This is a genomic window from Pseudoalteromonas sp. 3J6 (assembly GCF_903995135.1).
GTDB lineage: Bacteria > Pseudomonadota > Gammaproteobacteria > Enterobacterales > Alteromonadaceae > Pseudoalteromonas.
In genome coordinates this window covers 2,627,439-2,648,085 of sequence record NZ_LR877185.1, presented here as the reverse complement: position 1 = coordinate 2,648,085, position 20,647 = coordinate 2,627,439, and the positions used below count along the sequence as shown (strand labels likewise).

Genomic DNA, 20,647 nt, shown 5'->3' with positions numbered 1-20,647 from the left:
TTTTTTTATGCTATTTATTAAAGTTAGCTAGCTAATGCTGCTTTTACTTTATCACGGTAACTTCTACTTACTTTAAGCTCTTGTCCGTTATCTAACACTAATAAATATTCACCACTAACCTGAGTTACCAGCTTGCTAATTTGTTTGGTATTAACAATTGCGCTGCGATGCACACGAACAAATAGATTTGGATCTAATTCTTGTTCAAGCTCTTTCATGGTTTTACGTAATATATGCGTTTGCCCGTCTTGGCAATGCAAACACATATAATCACCTGCCGCATCTACCCACTGTATCGTGGCAACGGGCACTCTAACAATTTCGCCCTGCTCTTTTACTGCTAGTGACTCAGGGTAGCGCCGATCAGTTAAGGTATCACCTGTGGCTAATTTCTTTAAAATTTCTTCGCAGTTATTACCCGTTATCCCAGCTACAAAACTGGCTAATTTTTTCTTATGAGCGTTATCCTGCTGAGTTTTTAAATAGGTATGCACTTTTTCTACCGCCTGTTTTAATCTGTTATCATCAACGGGTTTTAAAATGTAATCTAAAGCATGAATTTCAAATGCTTTAACAGCAAAGTGGTCAAACGCAGTCACAAATACAATGGCAGGCAAGTCTTTACTACTTTCACTCAATGCACGCGCTACCTCAAAGCCATTCATGCCTGGCATTTGAATATCTAAAAATACGAGGTCAATTTTTTCGTTTTTGCAACTTTCGATCGCATCAAATCCTGAGCTACATAGTTTGATCACTTCAATATCAGAAAACTCTTCAAGCCTAACGGCTAAGCCTTTACGTGCTAATGGTTCATCATCAACAATCAGCGTTTTTATTCTTGTCATTTCTTCACAGCCTTCTCAAACGGAACTCGCAGATTAACTTTCAATCCACTTGGCGTATTATGTGATAATACAAACGAGTAATTATTTTCGTAGAGCGTTTTTAATCTGTCTTGGGTGTTTGCTACACCCACGCCTTGTGCATTAACTAACTGGCCATTTACAATTTCAGTGCCAGGGCCATTATCGCCCACTTCAAGTAATAATTCATTAGCAAATACTTGTGCTTTTATATCAATAACGCCACCTTCTGCCATGTGAGCAATGGCGTACTTAATAGCATTTTCAATGATCGGTTGTAATATTAAGCTAGGTACCAATGCTTGTTGAGCTTGCTCACTCACATCAACATTAACCTGTAACCGTTCATCAAAGCGCACACGTTCAATCTCTAAATACAGCATTAATGCATGTAACTCTTGTTCTAGTGGCACTTTTTTAATTGGATCAGTATTGAGTGTATAACGCAAAAAGTCACTCAGCTTAGATACCATTAAATTAGCATCTTTGTTTTCTTTTACCAAAATTAAAGTGGAAATAGCATTGAGGGTGTTAAATAAAAAGTGAGGGTTTAACTGATATCTGAGCATTTTTAACTGCGCTTCGTGCGCCATTGTAGTTGCTTTTAACGCTTTTTGGCGTTCACTTTGTAGTAACTGGTAATACTTAACCCCAAAGTACAAGCCACTCCAACACAAAATAATATAAACGGAGTCTAGCCCTTGTTGTAAATAATAGAACCATTCTTCAGGGCGATAGCCGTGTCGATAAATTTCCCACAAGTTAAACTTTTGTACCACCGCCCAGAGCGTACCAGTTACATACGAAGCACCAAATACAACAATGATTAAGACCCAAGGCGAGGCATTCCAAATTTTGCGATATATATAACGCAAAGGGACAGTCATTAAACAGCCTGCATAGGCATTAAGTAAAATAACGAATACGTAAATATCACGCATTTCGAATACTTTAGATCCAATGTAATTAACTAACGCATACCCTATCCAGCCAGCGATTTGCAAAAGCCAGAAAAAGCGTTGTCTGTTATCAATTAAAGACTGCCAATTCAAAATTAATTATTACCTTATAAATTTGTTATTATTATATCGATTTATCAACGTGTATAGCACTACCAACTGTCTTACTTTTTAATAGCCCTATCGCAAACGATAACGTTGTCTGATGCTTTTGCGGTTAAGCGATTCATTGAGCTATATGCATAAAAAAAGCGAAAGGTATGTACCTTTCGCTTCTCAATGTTTACTTTTTATTTATTAAGCAAGTTTGTCTGAAGCAACTTTATAAGTCGGATCTTCAATTACGTTTACTTCCACTAAGTCACGCGCTTTATGAAGTAGTTCAGTACAGTCTTTGCTTAAGTGACGTAAATGCAACTTTTTACCCGCTTTATTGTACTTATCAGCTAGGCTATCAATTGCTTCTATCGCACTGTGATCCGCAACACGGCTGTATTTAAACTCAACAATAACGTCTTTAGGGTCGTTCTTTACATCAAATAAATCGGCAAAGTTTTTAACTGAGCCAAAGAATAAGGGCCCGTGTAACTCGTAAACTTTTGAACCTTCTTTATCAATATAGTTCGTTGTGTAGATATGTTTAGCATGCTGCCAAGCAAACACTAATGCAGACACAATAACACCCACACACACAGCAATGGCTAAGTCAGTGATAACCGTCACACCCGATACTAAGACAATTACAAATGCGTCAGATAAAGGCACGCGTTTCATCATTTTAAAACTTGCCCATTCAAATGTTCCAAGTACTACCATAAACATAACACCAACTAATGCCGCTAGTGGGATCATTTCAATTAAACTTGAGGCAAAGATAATAAACGCAAGTAACATCAGCGCAGCACTAATACCAGATAAACGCGAACGACCACCTGAATTAATGTTAATCATAGATTGGCCAATCATGGCACAGCCACCCATTGCACCAAAGAAACCACATGTAACGTTTGCCGCACCTTGGCCAATACATTCTTTGTTAGAATGGCCACGTGTTTCTGTAATTTCGTCAATCAAGCTTAGCGTTAACAGCGATTCAATTAAGCCAATTGCTGCAAGAATAAGCGCATATGGAAAGATAATTTGTAGTGTTTCTAAATTAAAAGGCACCATAGGAATATGAAACTGCGGTAAACCACCGGCAATCGTTGCAGCTTCATTACCTGTCATACCTTTTAAGAAATCAAGTACTGTACGTGCTTCTAAGTCAAGGCCAATAACTAAGCCAGTTACCGTCACAATGGCAACCAGTGACGAAGGGACTGCGGTCGTTAATTTTGGCAAAAAGTGAATAATAGCCATAGTTAGCGCCACTAAACCGAGCATAATGTACATTGCACTGCCCGTCATCCATTCTTGACCGCCAGCACCATCAGGTACTTTAAACTGCCCGAGCTGTGCTAAAAATATAACTATCGCTAAGCCATTTACAAAACCGAGCATCACCGGATGTGGAACCATACGTATAAACTTACCGAGCTTAAATACCCCAGCCAATATTTGTAATAGCCCCATCAGCAACACCGTGGCAAATAGATATTCCACTCCGTGATCCAGTACTAAACTTACCATTACAACCGCAAGCGCACCGGTTGCACCCGAAATCATACCTGGACGACCACCAAAAATAGCCGTAATTAAGCCAACAATAAATGCGGCATATAAACCAACAAGGGGTTCTACATTTGCAACAAAGGCAAATGCAACAGCTTCTGGGATCAAGGCAAGTGCCACGGTCAATCCAGAGAGAATATCGTTTTTAGCAGAGCTTGGCGCCCTACTGAGTAAGTTAAACATTGAGTTCCTCAGTTTTATTTAGCTGACAAAAAAAGCGCTGAATTCTATCAAATTAGCGCTCATTTCACAATTATAGTTAATGCAGCCGATTTGTTTATCATCGGCTTATTTTTATTTTACAGTGGTAAGGCTGTACTACGTTTTACACAGGTCATGGTCACGTTAGAATGAACCTCTTGGACGTACTCTAAGCTAAGTAGGTTATCGCGTACAAAGTGCTCATAACCTTCTATGCCTTGAGAAATAATACGCAACATAAAGTCCATAGTACCCGCCATAGTGTAACATTCAGTCACTTCATCATAGCTAAGTATCAGTTTTTCAAACTCGGCTAGATTCTTTTTACCATGGTTTGATAAACGTACATGGGCGTAAACCAACATATCAAAGCCCAGCTTTTTTTCATCAAGCAATGCGACTTTACTTTTGATGTAGCCATCTTGTTCTAATTTAGCAATACGACGCCAACAAGGAGACTGAGATAGGCCTACTTTATCTGCAATTTCAGCGGTTGATAAACTTGCATCTTGTTGTAAAAGTGCCAATATTTGGCGATCTACGTGATTTAGAGACATTTTATTTCTTATTTATCTAATAAATTGGTTAAATTATACAGCCTTTTTAAAAAGCAGTCTGCATATTTTTAACAATTAAACACATCAACCAAATTGACCACTTACAAACGGATTGGTTGCCTTCTCATTGGCGACATAGGTATCTTCACCATGGCCACTTAAAATTGCGGTACTCAGTGGCAACGTCATTATATGGGCCTGTATTGAGCTAATAAGCTGCTTACTGTCTCCTTTTGGAAAATCAGTACGACCGACTGAGCCTTTAAATATAACATCACCCACAATAACGGTGCTTTGCGTATCTTGATAAAATACAACGTGTCCTGGGGTGTGCCCTGGGCAATGCAGTACTTTAAATGCAAGCTGACCAACTTGTACGGTATCACCATGTGCTAGCCATTCATCTGGGTAAAAAGCACTGATAGGTTTAAATCCAAACATTGTGGCTTGCATTGGTAAGTTATCAAACCAAAAGCGCTCATCCTTATGTGGGCCAATAATCTTTATATTGTATTGCTCACGTAAGCTATGAGCACCACCCACATGGTCTAAGTGTCCATGGGTCAACCAGATGGCTGACAAGCTCAAGTTATGCTGTGTTAGTGTTGTATTAATTTTGTCAACATCACCACCGGGATCTACCACCACAGCTTGCTGGGTTTGTTCGCATACTATAATTCGGCAATTTTGCATAAACTGCGTAACGGGAATTGTGATTATTTTCATCTTATATTTCTTTATTTTTTTGCGCTTGAATAACTATATCTTGTTCATATGACATTAAAATTGGGTATTTTAAATAAGCTTGATCGTAAAACGGGCTATGTTCATAGAGCCAATTTAAGCGCGCTTCAGGATCTGTAGCAAATGCTTTATCTTGCTTTAGTTTTTTACTAAATGCTTTTGCTAATTTCGGATCATCGCGGAGCATTTTCTCAGCAAATGGGAGCAATGCGTAATTTTCCATATACTCTGTTCGCTGAAAAATCGTATTAAATTCACCCCATGCAAAAAAAGAGTCAGGTGCTTCTGGATGCAATAAATGCACGGCTAACTCGCCTGCTTTTTGTTGGGTACTGACCTCAAACCAACCATCTAAATCGACATTCGTGGCCGGTTCATAGTTAAAACGTGCCGACACTCTAAATCGCCCTTCAAATGGTGCTTTATCAAAGCTATATTGCGCCACTTTTGCCATTTTTAACGGCTGTGTATTGGCGCCACTGAGTTTATTAATTGATACCCCATGTAAGGCAAGCTTTTCGATAATATCGGTATACACTGGCGGAATAAAAAACGATTTAGGGACTTCAACCGTGTGCTGTACTTCTTTTTGCCAAAAAATAGGCAGCTTGTCATAATCTTGCTTTTTACCTAAATAACTTACTTCTTGCTGATTTGACAAAGCATTCATATTCTTAGAATAAGCAATGCCTTTAAATTTGATATGATCAGCTTGCTCAGCGTAACCACGTTTAACAATTAATTGCTTAGGCACAAATTGCTGTTCTTTTTTTACCGCATTGGCGAGTTTATCTTTATGGGTTGCTAACGCTTCAATAGCACCATCTATAAACACATAAGTCCCTAGCACGCGTTGCTTATAGGATTTTAAAGAATGGTTTTCGACTAAAATAGTTGGCAATGACCTTAAATCACCCCAGCCATTAGAAAAACGAGGCGTCGCCACCCAACCTGCTAAACCTGATTTAAATTCTTGTTTATCCATAACAAACACTAAAGGGCCAGGGATATGTCCTTGCTCAGTTAAGGTTTGATCAATAACAGGTTTAAAGTAACGGTTGAGTGCATCCGAAATAGCGGGCGACTCGCTAGCAAATACTGGGTTATAGCCGTAGGTTACATCATATTGGTAATCGGCCCCATCAGTCACATGCACGTCTATATATAAATTTGGATTATAATCGTTAATGACTGCAAGTACGCTTTTAACCTCGGGGGTATCTAATTTAGTGAAATCACGATTTAAATTAAGGTTATTGGCGTTTGTTCTAAAACCCATTTTTACTGGGCCGCGCTGATTGATTCGATTAAATGCACTACTGCGTTCATGCCCATCGACATTAAGAATGGGAATAAATAGAATGTTTACCTTTTTTAATATATCGCGACGTTTACCCGTGGCAATATCTCTAAGCAACATAAACATTGCATCTTTACCATCAATCTCACCGGCGTGAATACCAGCCTGAATAAGCACAGTTGGTTTAGTACTGTTAGCCATTTGCCCAGCATCAAAAAAGCCTTGTTCGCTGGCAATCAACATTTTTATTGCACGTTTACTATTGCTATAACCAATCGTTTTTGATTTAAATTGAGTGGGATTAGCCGCTACCAACCTATCAACAAATGCCATGGTATCAGCATAATTTGGAGACGAAACTCCTGCAGAAATTTCAAAGTCTGTGGTTAAAGGTCCTTGTTGTTGCAATAGCGACATGCTCGCACCTTCCCATGGTAATAATGGCGGTAAATGACTGTTATTCGCCATACTTGCAGATAAAACCAATAAACTTATAAACATATACTTCTCTAGCAAACGCATTAATTAAAAAAATTATAGCAATTAAAGCTTTTTAGATGCCAAAACTGCGGTAGTTCAACAAAAAAATGCAGCCAATTGCAGTTTCCTTTGATTATTTGCTCAAGCCCTAGTCAAGTGCTGATAAAAACATAATTAATATCAACCTTAAGAGCAACAATGAACATGCCTAAAATTCTGGTTTAGCTAGTTAAGTTAAATGGATACACGGCACTAAAAGGTATGACATAGCTAAAGCAGTAAATAGCAGGCACAAAAAAAGGAGCCATAGGCTCCTTTTCAATACTTATACAAAAACTTAAGCTGCCGCTAGGCCTTCTTTTGCTTTTGCTACAAGCGCTGCAAATGCAACTTGGTCGTAAACAGCGATATCTGCAAGGATCTTACGATCGATTTCTACAGATGTCTTTTTAAGACCATTGATAAAACGGCTGTAAGACAGACCATTTTGACGTGAAGCAGCATTGATACGTGCAATCCATAATTGACGGAAAGTACGTTTCTTAGCACGGCGGTCACGGTAAGCGTATTGACCCGCTTTAGTAACAGCCTGGAAAGCTACGCGGTAAACACGTGAACGTGCTCCGTAGTAACCTTTCGCTTGTTTTAAAACTTTTTTGTGACGTGCACGTGCGACAACGCCGCGTTTAACTCTTGCCATTTCTAAAAACCCCTATTAAGCGAATGGTAACATACGTGAAACTAGACCATGGTCATTTTTATGAACCATCATCTTAGGACGTAGGTGTAACTTACGCTTAGAAGTTTTCTTAGTCAGAATGTGACGAAGATGCGCTTGTTTACGCTTGAAACCGCCAGAAGCAGTCTTTTTGAAACGCTTAGCTGCGCCTCTGTGACTTTTTAGCTTGTAAGCCATTGCAATAACTCCAATTGTATTGCTTTAAAATTAGTAAGAAGGCGTGAGATATATTGCTATAGCTCCACTTTAAAGGCCTAACTTACTGCTATGTTCCGGTGAAAACCCGATATAAATACCGCAATTTTACTTTAAAACCGGTTAACTCAGGTGGACATTTTCATATCACTTGCAAACCTGAGCTAAATTCGGTGCGTATTATCGCCTAATTATTACTTTTTAGCAACCGGCGCCATCATCATAACCATTTGACGGCCTTCAACACGATTTGGGAAAGATTCAACAACTGCTAATTCTTCTAAATCGGTTTTAATACGGTTTAATAATTCGATACCAATTTCTTGGTGAGCCATTTCACGACCACGGAAGCGGATAGTTATCTTAGCTTTATCGCCAGCTTCTAAGAACTTGCGTAAGTTGCGTAGCTTAACCTGATAATCACCTTCATCCGTACCTGGACGGAATTTGATTTCTTTAATCTGGATCTGCTTTTGCTTCTTCTTCTGCTCTTTTAGTTCTTTGCTTTTTTCAAAGATGAACTTACCGTAATCCATAACCTTACAAACAGGCGGCTCAGCATTTGGACTGATCTCTACAAGATCAACACCCGCTGCATCAGCCATAGCTTGCGCGTCTTTTAATGACTGAATTCCAGCTTGTTCGCCGTCGATGTCGATTAAACGAACTTCTTGCGCTGTAATTTCTTCGTTAATACGATTTTTTTGAGCTGTTTGTTGCCCTTTCTTGCCGCCTCTAATAGTACGTTCCTCCAAGAATATCAATAATATAAGCGTGTAGCTGGCTATTTTTGCTTGCCCTACACGCTCGATTTTTACTGTCGATTTTTGATTTCTTCACTGATTTTAGCTACAAAATCATCGACATTAAATTTGCCTAGGTCTTCACCTGTGCGAGTTCGTACTGCTACTTCTTGTTGCTCAACTTCTTTGTCGCCAACAACCAATAAGTAAGGAATACGCTTAAGTGTATGCTCACGGATTTTAAAGCCAATCTTCTCATTTCTCAAGTCAGCAGCGGCTCTAATTCCAAGTTTATTTAATTTTTGTACAATTTCCTGAACATACGGTGCTTGTTTATCGGTGATATTCATAATCACCACTTGCTTAGGCGCAAGCCACGTTGGGAATAAACCAGCATACTCTTCTGTTAAAATACCGATGAAGCGCTCAATAGACCCTAATATAGCGCGGTGTATCATAACAGGTGTACGTCGTTCGTTATTTTCAGCCACATATGTTGCGCCTAAACGACCAGGTAATGCAAAGTCTAGTTGCACTGTACCACACTGCCACGCTCTGTCTAAGCAATCGTACAAAGTAAATTCAATTTTAGGGCCATAAAACGCCCCTTCACCTGGTAGGTAATCAAATTCAATGTCATTTGCCTTAAGTGCATCAGCAAGTGCAAGCTCAGCTTTGTCCCACATTTCATCTTCGCCGATACGTTGTTCTGGACGAGTTGAAAGTTTAACTACAATTTTTTCAAAGCCGAATGTTTCATATGTATCGTAAACCATTTTAATACAGGCCGATACTTCATCCATGATTTGCTCTTCAGTACAGAATACATGCGCATCATCTTGGGTAAAGCCACGCACACGCATTAAACCGTGAAGTGCGCCTGATGGCTCGTTACGGTGACAACAACCAAACTCAGCCATACGCAGTGGTAAATCACGGTATGATTTTAAACCTTGGTTAAATATTTGTACGTGACCTGGACAGTTCATTGGCTTGATTGCGTATTCACGCTTTTCAGACTCCGTGGTAAACATGGCTTCTGAATATTTTTCCCAGTGACCTGATTTTTCCCATAACGAACGATCCATCATCATTGGACCTTTTACTTCTTCGTATTGGTACTCACGTAATTTTTCACGCACAAATTCTTCTAATTCACGGTAAATGCTCCAACCATCGTTGTGCCAAAATACCATGCCTGGCGCTTCTTCTTGCCAGTGCCATAAATCAAGTGCTTTACCAATACGACGGTGATCACGTTTTTCGGCTTCTTCTAAACGCTTTAAGTACGCTTTAAGTTGCTTTTTATCGCCCCACGCTGTGCCGTAAATACGCTGCAGCATTTTATTTTCAGAATCACCACGCCAGTATGCACCTGCTACCTTCATAATTTTGAAGTTTTGACAGAATTTCATGTTAGGAACGTGTGGTCCACGACACATATCTACGTATTCTTCGTGGTGGTATAAACCTGGACGATCATCTTGAGCAATATTTTCGTCAAGAATTTCTATTTTGTATGTTTCGCCACGCGCCGCAAACGTATCGCGTGCTTCTTGCCAGCTAACGGTTTTTTTCACTACATCGTAGTTTGTTTTTGCAAGCTGTAACATACGCTTTTCAATAGCATCAAGATCATCTTGAGATAACGAATGTTCCATATCAATATCATAGTAAAAACCGTTATCGATAGTAGGACCAATCGCCATTTTAGCGTCTGGGAAAAGTTGCTTAACTGCATGACCAATTAGGTGGGCACAAGAATGGCGAATAATTTCTAAACCATCGTCATCTTTTGCTGTAATAATTTCAAGACGAGAGTCGGCTGAAATTAAATCACATGCATCCACACGTTCGCCATTAACACGGCCGGCGATGGTTGCTTTAGCAAGACCAGGGCCAATATCGTTTGCAACATCAAGCGTGCTTACAGGGTTTTCAAAACTACGCTGACTACCGTCAGGGAGAGTAATAACTGGCATTATAAATCCTTACATACAGTGGTGACACCTACAATGTATCACGTGTATTTTTTAATTAATTAAATGAGAATGACTCGACAACGCTTTTACGAATAAGCATTGACTATTTTTCGCCGCCAAAGGCTAATGTAGATGTTGAGTCTGCTCAACTACAAAAAAGATATTGTCGCGTGCTGCAGCGTTAATTACAAGTTTTAAGCTACTAAAAACCACGCATTTTTAACATAAATGTGCAATTAATAACTTTTCTTCAGTCACGCCGCATCAAATTAACGTAAAGCACTATATTAAAGCAGCACACAAAGTGCTTAAACTCGCATTTTAATGCGTGTTGCGTATAATAACCGGTAATTAAGTTATAGTAGAGATTAACAATGAGAACATGTGGTGTAGAAATTACCGGTAGCGATGTACTACTTTGTATTTTAAGTAAAGATAACGACGTTTTTGATATTCGTGACGTGCGCCAAACACGCTTTACATTAGGTAACGGTAACGACACTGAAATAATGCGTAAATTTCAATTTGATTTTGCAAAGCTGATGCAAGATTACCAAATTGATTCTGTTGCCATTCGCGAACGCCAGCCTAAAGGTAAATTTGCAGGTAGCGCTAAAGGGTTCAAAATGGAAACGGCGATTCAATTAATCGACAACCTCGATGTTCGCGTGTTTTCAACTACTGAAATAAAAGAGCAAGTAAAACGCAACCCTATCCCTATCGCGTTCGAAGACACTGGCCTTAAAAAATATCAAGAAAATGCATTCGTTAATGCTTACGTTTATATCATGAAAAAAACCTACCGCAGCGACGAAATGTAATACCAATTGCATCCTTGTAAAAACGCGTAATAGCTCAATATTACGCGTTTTTTTATGTCTAAATTTTCAAATAAAAGTGTAAGACATTAGTCTAACCCCCTTCCCTTTGTCGACAATTCATGTTTATTTAATCAACAAGCCTTGGATAGATAAAAACATGGAGAATGTCATGAAAGCGACACAAACAGTGCATAAAGAAGTAGAACAAATAAACACTATACCGCTATCAAATAGTTATTTTAAGGGGATTCAAAGCACACCGCTAATAGAGCAAACAATTGGAGAATACCTCGACTCAATTGTCGACAATAACCCAGAGGCATTGGCAGTTGTTGTTGCTCACCAAAATATTCGCTTAAACTATAAGGAATTTCAGCAACAGATTGATCAACTTGCTATGGGGTTGTTGGCATTAGGGGTAAAAGTCGGTGACAGAGTCGGTATTTGGTCACCCAATAACATACAGTGGTGCTTAACACAATTTGCAACAGCTAAAATCGGCGCAATCATGGTGTGTATTAACCCAGCTTACCGCCCCAGTGAACTGCAATATGCACTTAATAGTGTTGAATGTTCCACGCTTATTACTGCTACCTCATTTAAGGGCAGTCACTACGTTAATATGCTACAAAGTTTAGCCCCAGAGCTAAATAGTTGCCAAAAAGGGAAATTAAAAGCCGCTAAGCTCCCTTCATTAAAAAATGTAATTTGTATAAGTGATGAGCCAGTAAATGGTATGTTTTCGTTTAATGAAGTACTCGCCATGCCGACAGACGCTCACCAGTTAGAACTTCAAGCAGTGGCAAAAACTCTAAATTGTAATCAAGACATTAATATTCAATTTACTTCAGGTACCACAGGGAATCCTAAAGGGGCTACACTAACGCATAAAAACATTCTTAATAATGCACTACTTGTTGCCCAAGCAATGCATTTTACTGAACATGATAAGCTGTGTATCCCTGTACCCCTTTATCATTGCTTTGGCATGGTTTTAGGCAGCTTATTGTGCGTAAGTAAAGGCGCTGCAGCTATTTATCCAAGTGATTCTTTCGATCCAAAAACCACATTAAAGGTGGTACAACAAGAAAAATGCACCGCGCTTCATGGCGTGCCTACCATGTTTATAAGCGAATTAGAGCTTAATAACTTCAGTGATTATGACTTAAGTACATTACGAACCGGCGTTATGGCAGGCTCAACCTGTCCCGAACAAGTTATGCGTAAAGTACAAACACTAATGAATATGAACCAAGTCGTTATAGCCTATGGACAAACAGAGTGTAGCCCAATCAACAATATCACTGAAACCGACTCATCAATTGAGCGTCAAGTCACCACAGTAGGACGAGCGCTTGCGCACACTGAAGTAAAAATTATTGATGAGGTGGGTGAAGTTCAAAAAATAGGCCAACCCGGTGAAGTCTGTAGCCGTGGTGCCGGCATTATGCGCTGCTATTGGAATGATGAAGAGAAAACCAAAGCCACTATCGATAATAAAGGTTGGTTACATTCAGGCGATTTAGGAGTAATGGACAGTGAAGGCTTTGTTAGTATTGTTGGCAGAATTAAAGACATGATTATTCGCGGTGGTGAAAATATATATCCCCGTGAGATTGAGGAGGTTTTATACACCTACCCAGGGATACAAGATGCGGCAATTTTTGGTATTACCGATGAAAAATTTGGCGAAGAAGTGTGTGCTTGGATCCAGCCTAAAGAAGGTGAAGTGCTTGATGAGCAAGCAATTCGATTATTTTTAAAAGACAAACTCGCCTACTTTAAACAGCCTAAATATATTCGTTTTGTAGAACATTACCCGATGACAGTAACCGGCAAATTGCAAAAATTTAAAATGCGCGAACAAATGCAAGAAGAGCTCGCCGAATCTGCATTTTCGTAATAATTAACGGCTACTTTATTACAATGCAACGATTAAACGTTGCATTGTATTTTAAATATAAATTATCAACCTAAGGCTCAGCAACATTAGGGGATGCGTATTTCGAATTTTAAACTCTCTATTTTCTTTCGCTCCTAGTGATATGGAGCAGAATAAACAACAAAGTCCAGTGTAATAAACATTCTAGCTTTCTTAAATGTGTAAAATTTAAATGTTGAGCTTCTTTTTATTTGAGGCGCTTCTAATTTTATTTGCAATAGGCCTTTCAAAGAATACGTACGATAGATGCGCAAAAAAAACACTCAGGCTTAGTGATAGCAACAGTTTAAGTTCAATATTTAAATTAAACTTATTCACCATTCCAATAATAGGCATATGCAATAAATAAAATGAGTAAGACACTTTACCTAAAAAGTCACCAACCTTATTTGCTAAAAAAATATTGTTGTCTGGGATTAAAAAAACAACACAAAAGAATACTGTACTCATAACAAATAGAACTTCATAACTAAGCCACATTCTTTTCTTGTCACCCTCGTTAATAGGTGAAAACTCAGGATACAATAAAGGTATTAAACACAAAGCTAATATAAACCAGTTGCTCTTCATATAACTCGGCACTTTAAATAATTTGTAATGCAAACCAAATATAACGCCAATAAAAAAGTACGGTAACGTTCTTAAAGTACTAAATATGTTGTAATGGACACTTTTAATTTCACCAAATACTCTTGGGAAGTCAGCCAAGTACCAAAACATCATAAAAGTCACAATTAGTAAATATATATACCCTTTTCTATCGCCTGCTAAAAACCAAAAAACGAGTAAGATTATATAAAATTGTATTTCTGGTGGAATTGTCCAAAGTACGCTTTCACCATGCATGAACAAAAGGTGACCTATTAGCGAATTAAGATCAGTTATGTTGTATAAAATGTCATAATTATTTTGAGTTAATAAGTAAGAGCTAAAAACAATTACAAGGTACAGAGGTAAAACTCGTCCGGCTCTAGCTAGTACGTATCGTCTAATGTTCGCTCTGCTAAATTTGGTATCTAAATAGAGAAATGACATTAAAAAACCACTAAGAAGGAAAAATAACATTACGCCATAGGCTCCTGAACCGCCGCCTAGGGAACCATTTAACCAATGAGTAATATCTGAAAAGTGAGTAACAAATACAATAAGGGCAGCTAAAGCTCTTAGAGAATTTAATTTTCTAATTTCCATGAAGTTGATTTAATCCTAGCTTATTATTTTTTAAAATTGTTTAAATTTAATTATCGGCTATGTGAACTTAGGCTTATACGATATTACTGAATCTTTTTACGTTTGAGCCACGCTTTAACGGGTAATATCCATTCTTTTCTCGGTGTGAAAAAAGCGCCATGTTCTTTACCCGTTGAAATAGATATTTCTGTGTAAGAACTAACCGTATTAATGCTTCTATTAACGACATCGTCACATGAACCAACAGAGTCAGAGGTTTCATAGACTGAAAATAAATGACCATAAATAGCTATTTCTGTTTTTTTAGCTAATCCACTGGTACAAGCCGCTAAAATCACAACGTTAATATCCATGTTTTTTAAATGGCTCGATGTAATTGCCGTAATAAACCCGCCGCGGGAAAAGCCAACTAGCGATATATTGCTCGCAGGTATTCCATTTTTTAGTAACTTAGTTACTTGTTTAGATAGCTGTTGAGCGTAGTTAAAAGGGGGAGTCTTAGCTGGCCGATGAGTAGCAATTAAATGATAGCTTGAGTCGGCAAGTTCCTGTTTAATCGCTGGAAAGTTATATTGCCCCCAACGCTCATGAATAGGTGTGGGATCTTTACCCTCTACAATGAATCCGTGAGAATAAAAAACATAATGCTCTGATGGATTTACTTTGTTTGGGAAGCTCTCATATACTTTGCCACCATAGCTAAATGAACTAAAAAGAAAAGTAAAAATAATAAAAAGTAGCTTTTGATACATATCACACCTTTATAACTCTATAAGCACTTGAAATAAAAGACATTACCCTATGATTTAGTAACGATAACTAAACTAGGATCAACTCTTTGGTTGTCTTTAATTACTTCAAAGTGCAGGTGAACCCCTGTCGTTTTACCTGTATCACCAATGATACCAATAACCTGCCCTGCTTTAACCCAAGAGCCGACTTTAGCGTCACTTGATTCTAGGTGCGCATATAACGTTTGATAGCCACTTTTATGTTGAATTAATACAGTATTTCCATAGTTCGAATGCAAGGTTTTGTTACCTGAAATAACTATTACTCCATCTGCAGCAGACAGCACAGGGCTTCCTCTTTGGGCAACATAGTCTATACCTTGATGCGGCTTATAATCTCTGACCTTGCTTATGCTACGAAATGTTGAGCTGATCGTATGGCTATTTAGTGGATGTTGCCAAGTGAGCTTCCCTGTCATTGCGGGGTCTTTTAAAAATGTATGCAGACTAAAAATAACCAGTATCATTAAGGAGAACTTAAAAGTTAAAGCAAGTTTGCTTTTACTCGATGGAGAAGCAATATTTGAAAGCCTCGCTTTGTAATCATCAGCACAAAGCACAGCAGAACTAAATTGAGCGACTGGATTGTTGTTACTAAATTGAATGCTCTTTTTTAATGATTGCAGCAGTGCCTTAGCATAATCATGTTTGTTGAGACTAAAACGACATATTGTATGTCTATCACACCTATGCTCCATAGCGCGAATAAACTGCCATTCCATCTTTTTAACAAATGGGTTTATCCATAAAACGATGCTTAAGACCCTCCATAAAAGAATCGTAATATGATCTTTGTTTGTAATATGGGTTAGCTCGTGCTGAATCAAAATGCTTTGCTGATCTTTATTTAGGGATGAAAAATAATCAGGTAGCACAACATAGGCTGTTGTTATACCAATGACAAAAGGGCTGTGGTTTTGCGAGGAAATGCCAATCTTCACCTTACTAGTCGACAGCTCATTTATTAATTCAGAAGATCTCGTTAAGCTTTTGAGTTTCTGCCACACAAGCAATAATTTAACGAGTTTCAAGCTGGTAAAACCAAAGTAACCAACAATTAGCGCTGTTGAGATTAAATCAATTTTCTGCAAACTTACATGGGTTATACTGGCTTGCTTTACTATTTGTGCGCTTTGCAAACTAGAGCTTATATAATCCAAATCAGGGATAGGTATATTAATAGTGCCAAGAGATAAAGGAATAAAAGGTAAAAAGCTGGCTAAAAGCGCAGACCACCAAATACCTGGCGAGGTATTGTCTTGCTTGGTTATATAAGATGAGCAAACATATACAAGCCCAGAAAATATAAGCCAAGGAAAAATACTATTTACTATGAATTGAATAATGAAAGAGTCCACTATTTTTGTTTTTCATCCTTTGAAAGTTGATTTAACAATTCCTCTAATTCATCGACTTCAGCTTTATTTATTAAACGGCTATCAGCGAACATAGTGACAGGGAGTGGTTCATCTAACTCTAAAACATTGGTTGCGAATTCCTGCATATAAGATGCTAGCGTCGGTATTTTCTCAACTAATGCTTTAAAGGTTTTTTTGTTGCCAGAGGAGCCCACCTCTAAAATTCCTTTATTGCCCATTCTTTCTAAGGTTTTACGTGTAGATGAGTATGACCAGCCATACTTTGATTCTAAGTGTTCATGAATCTCTTTGGCTGTACGTGGCTGTTTTTTCCAAAGTAATTTCAGTATTTCTAACTCTGTTGAATTGGGTTTCATATAAAGACTCAAGAGGTGTGACTTGTGTCGCACTTTAACATCCTGTATGTTAAAACGCAACACCGTGACACGTGTCGCACTATGAGTTTGAAACTGGATAAAACGTTAGATGGACATCAAGTTACTGTTTGTCATACTAAAAACTTTTCAACTTTAACATTATCGATAGCAAAGGATTTAGCCAAAATGAAACCGACTACTTTTTTGACAATATGCAGTTTAATTATTTCCTCCTCGTGTTTTGTAAAATACTTAGCTTTAATTTTTATGCTCAATATAATTTGCAGCAATCTTGCACTCGCTGAAGGCCATCGTTTTGAAATTGCTAACAGTAAAGTAGTAACAATTAAATCCACAGTGCTGGGTAAGAAATACGATTTATATATCAAAGTACCCCGTAGTTATTTCTTAGTAGAGAATAAATCTAAAAAATACCCTGTACTTTACTTAAATGATGGACCTTATACTTTTAAAGTAGCTGCTGGTGTCACTCATGTTCGAGACATGGATAAAGTCATTATTGTTGGTATTTCATTTGCTCACGGAGAAGACGGTCAATTTAGTCGAGTTAGAGATTTAACACCTGTCGTTGATCAGAGCTGGACAAAATACACCACAGGTGGAGCAACTGAATACTTAGCATTTATTGAAAAAGAAATCTTTCAGTACATTGAGCGCAATTACCGAGTTAACCCTGAACAAAGAATATTGTCTGGGCAATCATTGGGGGGATCTTTTGCCGCTTGGGTATTGTTGACCAAGCCTGAGTTGTTTGCTACTTATATCTTAACCAGCCCTTCACTCTGGTTTAAGAATAATTGGATATTTGAGTTAGAAAATAAATATGCCCAGAAAAACACATCGCTGCAGGCTAATGTATTTATGGCAACTGGCGCATTAGAAACGTTAGAAAATGGCATGAAAGAAGATATGGTCGCAGGTCATGTGAAGTTTGCAAATCTATTACGCTCACGTAATTACCAAAAATTAAAGCTAGAAGAGGAAGTTGTTGAAGGAAGCGATCATTACTCGACCTTTCCTATTGGGCTATCAAAAGGATTGGTAAAATTTTACCAATTACAGAAATAATCGCTAGTACTTACCTATCAGATAAACTCCAAATTTATTAGTTGGCATTATCAGTTAGATATGAGGCGAATAAAATCTAAAAACAGTCACTTTATTTATTTGTTAAAACTGTACCAAATTCAAAATACAAGTCCGCTTTTACATATTGAATTTTTAGAATGGGTGTCAGCTTAAGCTAACGGGTGTGAGAGATTAGCTAATAGCATAGTTATACTCCAGTCTCCGTTTTGATCCATAGCCCCGCAGGAGGGGCTGGTAGTAATTTGCTAAAATGTGAAGCGAAGCAAAACTGAGTGAGCTGTTAGTATTCACATGGTTACTAGGCTCGTTAGTTTTACTTTTTGCTTGCTAGAGTTGCTGCAACGAGTTGTAATGCTTGCTCTTTAGTAAAACCCTCTTCAACCAAAGCTTCATATAAACTTTTTATATATTTTGCATTGGCTTTAATTAACTTTGGGTTATTCATTACTTTCATGGAAGTTTCTAGCTGTTTTGAAAGTTGCTTTGCCATTTGTTCGTATTGCGAATCATTATTTGCGAACGTGCTAGCTGAAAATAAAGTAGTGACTATTAAAAGACTGAAGATTATTGTTTTCATCGTGCGTTTCCTACAAAAGTGATACCTCATTATGAGGCAAAAAATGGTTGGCTAAAATAAGCGAAAAAGGAGCAAATGCCAACTATTTTTGTCCTGTTTAATGATTTGATAAATAGGCTTTGCACGAAATTAGTTTTATTGAGTTAGCTGAAAAACATTTACCGGTGGTAACCAAGTATGAAAGCCAAAAACTCACTCTATTTGCCCTGGCGTAATACATGCAAAAGTACGAAATTCCCGTGTCATATGCGCCTGATCACTAAATCCAAATTGGTGAGCAACATCCGCTAAGTTTGCTTTTTTGTATGTTCGTAAAAAGCTGATTGTTTTTTTAACCCTTAAAATCCGCTGATAATGTTTGGGAGTCATTTCTAGCCAAAGTTTAAAAATACGCTCAATTTGCCGTTGGCTCAAATCAATACTTGCACTTAATTGCCCCGGCGTTTCATCCTGCTCGATATACATTAGTGCTTTCTTCAGAGGGGCTGGAATTACTTTGGAATAATCTAGGTTTTTATCTGCCCAGCGGTGCAGAGTTTCAATTCGCCTTTCAATGTCTTTTTGAATTCGGAGATCATTATAAACCCCATAAAGGTTATAAAGCTGGTCTTCCTCTGGCAATAAAAGTGTTGGCTTGTCGTAATGCTGTCCCAAAACACCATAGCAAATGGCTGGATGGAAACGAATGCCTGAGAGTTGTGCTCCAGATTGCAGAACAATATTCTCAGTCTGTTTATTTATAGCAAGCATAATGACACCTTCCGGCAGGGTTTCATTGCCAATCATCACGTCACCAACAAGGTTAAAAATAATGCCGCTGCCAGCATCAGAATACAGCGGCTTTACTATCGGAACCGGTTGCTGTACAGATGCTGACCATACTCCCTGCACAAACGCAGACAGCTGCCCCGATGGTTGAGACAACTGAAAATTAAATGCCTGTTCAAATAATTTATTACGGTTTATAGCTGCCTACCTCTGGCATAAACGTCTTAGCAATTCGATTCCAGCTATTGATAGCATTAATCGCAATGGTCAAATCCACTACAGCTTTTTCACCTAATACTTCTACCGTATTCTTATAGAACTCTTCGTCTACGGGGTTAGCTAGGGTCAAATATTCAGCCCAATCGAGCGCAGCTAGTTCTGTCTTAGAATATAAAGGCATATTACGCCATGCACTTAAGCCAATAATACGTTCATGAGTTTCCCCATGACTCAATGCGTCTTTGCTGTGCATATCAATACAAAAGGCACACTGATTCATCTGCGACACTCTTAGTTTAATCAATTCCCAGATCGGGATTGTTACTGTTTCTGAAATACTAAATTGCTTACGCAGATAGTCTTCTTGGTTCATCAGAATCTGTATTGCTTTAGGTGCTAGCTCAAAATAATTTGCACGAAAAAACATATCTCACCTCCTTAAATGTAGTTGGAGCTAAGATAGCTTTTGTCTCAATATAGGTATTGAATATTTTCGACACGTATTCATTTTAAATTTAAGCTGGGGTTAGATTAGGCCTTTTAACGTCATATTAAGCGCACTAAACAGTGGTTTCAATATGTAATGGTTCAGAGCCTAACCAACTGTTTTAGAAAAATTAAAATGGATTTTATATAAAATTAAGCACCTAAATAGTAGAGTCATTATTATTTATAACATCGTTTTTGAGTGCCAAAACTGCGACAAATATTAAACCTAATAGCGGTATAAATGACAATAAAAAACCAATAAAGGTTGTTGTTTTAACATTTTGGGTTTTACGTTTACCGAGATAAAAGCTTAAACCAGTTATTACGATCATTGATATAAAAATAAATTGACCGAGAATTGTTGCATTGATATTCATACGAAATTCCTTTTTGCATGTCACAGCTTTATTAGAGGACAGTTTCTCTATTTTCACGAAAAACATCCTCATTTTATGAATTTATATTAATAACAAATAGTGTAAGCTATTGCTAGTTATAAATATTATGCTTTTTGTAGATTATTTGAATATGTAGAAATGACGAAAGTGCCCTTTTAATATAACTTAG

At 37.9% G+C, this 20,647-nt stretch carries 21 protein-coding genes; 3 read left to right on the top strand and 18 right to left on the bottom strand.

Annotated features, from left to right (window positions below):
• Nucleotides 1–23: 23 nt before the first annotated feature.
• From P3J6_RS11895 to thrS, 10 genes are all read right to left on the bottom strand, one after another.
• Entirely contained in the window at nucleotides 24–848 is an 825-nt protein-coding gene (locus tag P3J6_RS11895) for a LytR/AlgR family response regulator transcription factor (protein WP_010389898.1), read from the bottom strand.
• Nucleotides 845–1,918 carry a sensor histidine kinase gene (locus tag P3J6_RS11890; RefSeq protein ID WP_010389897.1) on the bottom strand — a complete coding sequence of 358 codons (1,074 nt, stop codon included), beginning with the start codon at nucleotides 1,916–1,918 and terminating at the stop codon, nucleotides 845–847. The genes P3J6_RS11895 and P3J6_RS11890 overlap by 4 nt, the downstream gene beginning before the upstream one ends.
• Nucleotides 1,919–2,122: 204 nt before the next feature.
• The gene (locus P3J6_RS11885; protein WP_010389896.1) at nucleotides 2,123–3,679 is read right to left on the bottom strand and encodes a SulP family inorganic anion transporter; all 1,557 of its coding nucleotides are present in this window, start codon (nucleotides 3,677–3,679) and stop codon (nucleotides 2,123–2,125) included.
• A gap of 116 nt (nucleotides 3,680–3,795) precedes the next feature.
• Entirely contained in the window at nucleotides 3,796–4,254 is a 459-nt protein-coding gene (locus P3J6_RS11880; RefSeq protein ID WP_008110469.1) for an Lrp/AsnC family transcriptional regulator, read from the bottom strand.
• Between the two features lie 84 nt (nucleotides 4,255–4,338).
• Nucleotides 4,339–4,980, bottom strand: coding sequence for an MBL fold metallo-hydrolase (locus tag P3J6_RS11875; protein ID WP_198523117.1), 642 nt, complete (start codon nucleotides 4,978–4,980; stop codon nucleotides 4,339–4,341).
• 1 nt (nucleotide 4,981) lies between these two features.
• Nucleotides 4,982–6,799, bottom strand: coding sequence for a M14 family metallopeptidase (locus tag P3J6_RS11870; protein WP_198523116.1), 1,818 nt, complete (start codon nucleotides 6,797–6,799; stop codon nucleotides 4,982–4,984).
• 316 nt (nucleotides 6,800–7,115) lie between these two features.
• On the bottom strand, nucleotides 7,116–7,478 hold the full coding sequence (rplT, locus tag P3J6_RS11865; protein WP_008110477.1) for a 50S ribosomal protein L20: 363 nt from the start codon (nucleotides 7,476–7,478) through the stop codon (nucleotides 7,116–7,118).
• A gap of 15 nt (nucleotides 7,479–7,493) precedes the next feature.
• Nucleotides 7,494–7,694 (bottom strand): 50S ribosomal protein L35, encoded by a 201-nt coding sequence (rpmI, locus tag P3J6_RS11860; protein WP_004587840.1) that lies wholly within the window; start codon nucleotides 7,692–7,694, stop codon nucleotides 7,494–7,496.
• Nucleotides 7,695–7,906: 212 nt separating this feature from the next.
• Nucleotides 7,907–8,467, bottom strand: coding sequence for a translation initiation factor IF-3 (infC, locus tag P3J6_RS11855; RefSeq protein ID WP_008466946.1), 561 nt, complete (start codon nucleotides 8,465–8,467; stop codon nucleotides 7,907–7,909).
• Between the two features lie 59 nt (nucleotides 8,468–8,526).
• Nucleotides 8,527–10,437, bottom strand: a complete 1,911-nt coding sequence (gene thrS / locus P3J6_RS11850) for a threonine--tRNA ligase (RefSeq protein WP_008466944.1) — start codon at nucleotides 10,435–10,437, stop codon at nucleotides 8,527–8,529.
• Between the two features lie 374 nt (nucleotides 10,438–10,811).
• On the opposite strand from thrS, the gene P3J6_RS11845 reads away from it, so the two are divergent.
• Complete coding sequence (locus P3J6_RS11845; protein WP_010389888.1) at nucleotides 10,812–11,258, top strand: DUF3010 family protein; 447 nt, start codon at nucleotides 10,812–10,814, stop codon at nucleotides 11,256–11,258.
• Nucleotides 11,259–11,427: 169 nt separating this feature from the next.
• Nucleotides 11,428–13,161, top strand: a complete 1,734-nt coding sequence (locus P3J6_RS11840; RefSeq protein WP_198523115.1) for an AMP-binding protein — start codon at nucleotides 11,428–11,430, stop codon at nucleotides 13,159–13,161.
• 207 nt (nucleotides 13,162–13,368) lie between these two features.
• Here the strand turns inward: P3J6_RS11840 and P3J6_RS11835 are convergent, their stop codons facing one another.
• From P3J6_RS11835 to P3J6_RS11820, 4 genes are all read right to left on the bottom strand, one after another.
• Nucleotides 13,369–14,391 (bottom strand): acyltransferase family protein, encoded by a 1,023-nt coding sequence (locus tag P3J6_RS11835; protein ID WP_138608532.1) that lies wholly within the window; start codon nucleotides 14,389–14,391, stop codon nucleotides 13,369–13,371.
• 83 nt (nucleotides 14,392–14,474) lie between these two features.
• Nucleotides 14,475–15,143, bottom strand: coding sequence for an alpha/beta hydrolase (locus P3J6_RS11830; RefSeq protein WP_198523114.1), 669 nt, complete (start codon nucleotides 15,141–15,143; stop codon nucleotides 14,475–14,477).
• A 47-nt stretch (nucleotides 15,144–15,190) separates the two neighbouring features.
• Nucleotides 15,191–16,540 carry a M23/M56 family metallopeptidase gene (locus P3J6_RS11825; RefSeq protein ID WP_198523113.1) on the bottom strand — a complete coding sequence of 450 codons (1,350 nt, stop codon included), beginning with the start codon at nucleotides 16,538–16,540 and terminating at the stop codon, nucleotides 15,191–15,193.
• Nucleotides 16,540–16,917, bottom strand: coding sequence for a BlaI/MecI/CopY family transcriptional regulator (locus P3J6_RS11820; protein WP_178956015.1), 378 nt, complete (start codon nucleotides 16,915–16,917; stop codon nucleotides 16,540–16,542). The genes P3J6_RS11825 and P3J6_RS11820 overlap by 1 nt, the downstream gene beginning before the upstream one ends.
• 81 nt (nucleotides 16,918–16,998) lie before the next feature.
• Between P3J6_RS11820 and P3J6_RS11815 the strand changes: the two genes are divergently transcribed.
• Nucleotides 16,999–18,006: an alpha/beta hydrolase gene (locus P3J6_RS11815; RefSeq protein ID WP_232735499.1), complete on the top strand. Its 1,008-nt coding sequence runs from the start codon at nucleotides 16,999–17,001 to the stop codon at nucleotides 18,004–18,006.
• Nucleotides 18,007–18,340: 334 nt separating this feature from the next.
• Here the strand turns inward: P3J6_RS11815 and P3J6_RS11810 are convergent, their stop codons facing one another.
• The 4 genes from P3J6_RS11810 to P3J6_RS11795 form a co-directional block, all read right to left on the bottom strand.
• Nucleotides 18,341–18,604, bottom strand: a complete 264-nt coding sequence (locus P3J6_RS11810) for a hypothetical protein (RefSeq protein WP_178956014.1) — start codon at nucleotides 18,602–18,604, stop codon at nucleotides 18,341–18,343.
• A gap of 192 nt (nucleotides 18,605–18,796) precedes the next feature.
• A complete protein-coding gene (locus P3J6_RS11805; RefSeq protein WP_232735498.1) occupies nucleotides 18,797–19,528 on the bottom strand; it encodes a helix-turn-helix domain-containing protein in 732 nt (243 codons plus the stop codon).
• A 31-nt stretch (nucleotides 19,529–19,559) separates the two neighbouring features.
• Complete coding sequence (locus P3J6_RS11800) at nucleotides 19,560–20,018, bottom strand: carboxymuconolactone decarboxylase family protein (RefSeq protein WP_178956012.1); 459 nt, start codon at nucleotides 20,016–20,018, stop codon at nucleotides 19,560–19,562.
• Between the two features lie 220 nt (nucleotides 20,019–20,238).
• A complete protein-coding gene (locus tag P3J6_RS11795) occupies nucleotides 20,239–20,457 on the bottom strand; it encodes a hypothetical protein (RefSeq protein WP_138608544.1) in 219 nt (72 codons plus the stop codon).
• Nucleotides 20,458–20,647 lie beyond the last annotated feature (190 nt).

What these genes read in the sequence shown, in the direction of transcription:
- P3J6_RS11830 (WP_198523114.1), bottom strand. Translation starts at nt 15,143, where the DNA reads ATGTATCAAAAGCTACTTTTTATTATTTTTACTTTTCTTTTTAGTTCA.
- P3J6_RS11800 (WP_178956012.1), bottom strand. Translation starts at nt 20,018, where the DNA reads ATGTTTTTTCGTGCAAATTATTTTGAGCTAGCACCTAAAGCAATACAG.
- P3J6_RS11810 (WP_178956014.1), bottom strand. Translation starts at nt 18,604, where the DNA reads ATGAAAACAATAATCTTCAGTCTTTTAATAGTCACTACTTTATTTTCA.
- P3J6_RS11795 (WP_138608544.1), bottom strand. Translation starts at nt 20,457, where the DNA reads ATGAATATCAATGCAACAATTCTCGGTCAATTTATTTTTATATCAATG.
- P3J6_RS11815 (WP_232735499.1), top strand. Translation starts at nt 16,999, where the DNA reads ATGAGTTTGAAACTGGATAAAACGTTAGATGGACATCAAGTTACTGTT.
- P3J6_RS11845 (WP_010389888.1), top strand. Translation starts at nt 10,812, where the DNA reads ATGAGAACATGTGGTGTAGAAATTACCGGTAGCGATGTACTACTTTGT.
- P3J6_RS11820 (WP_178956015.1), bottom strand. Translation starts at nt 16,917, where the DNA reads ATGAAACCCAATTCAACAGAGTTAGAAATACTGAAATTACTTTGGAAA.
- P3J6_RS11840 (WP_198523115.1), top strand. Translation starts at nt 11,428, where the DNA reads ATGAAAGCGACACAAACAGTGCATAAAGAAGTAGAACAAATAAACACT.
- P3J6_RS11880 (WP_008110469.1), bottom strand. Translation starts at nt 4,254, where the DNA reads ATGTCTCTAAATCACGTAGATCGCCAAATATTGGCACTTTTACAACAA.
- rplT (WP_008110477.1), bottom strand. Translation starts at nt 7,478, where the DNA reads ATGGCAAGAGTTAAACGCGGCGTTGTCGCACGTGCACGTCACAAAAAA.
- P3J6_RS11875 (WP_198523117.1), bottom strand. Translation starts at nt 4,980, where the DNA reads ATGAAAATAATCACAATTCCCGTTACGCAGTTTATGCAAAATTGCCGA.
- P3J6_RS11835 (WP_138608532.1), bottom strand. Translation starts at nt 14,391, where the DNA reads ATGGAAATTAGAAAATTAAATTCTCTAAGAGCTTTAGCTGCCCTTATT.
- thrS (WP_008466944.1), bottom strand. Translation starts at nt 10,437, where the DNA reads ATGCCAGTTATTACTCTCCCTGACGGTAGTCAGCGTAGTTTTGAAAAC.
- P3J6_RS11895 (WP_010389898.1), bottom strand. Translation starts at nt 848, where the DNA reads ATGACAAGAATAAAAACGCTGATTGTTGATGATGAACCATTAGCACGT.
- P3J6_RS11870 (WP_198523116.1), bottom strand. Translation starts at nt 6,799, where the DNA reads ATGTTTATAAGTTTATTGGTTTTATCTGCAAGTATGGCGAATAACAGT.
- P3J6_RS11885 (WP_010389896.1), bottom strand. Translation starts at nt 3,679, where the DNA reads ATGTTTAACTTACTCAGTAGGGCGCCAAGCTCTGCTAAAAACGATATT.
- rpmI (WP_004587840.1), bottom strand. Translation starts at nt 7,694, where the DNA reads ATGGCTTACAAGCTAAAAAGTCACAGAGGCGCAGCTAAGCGTTTCAAA.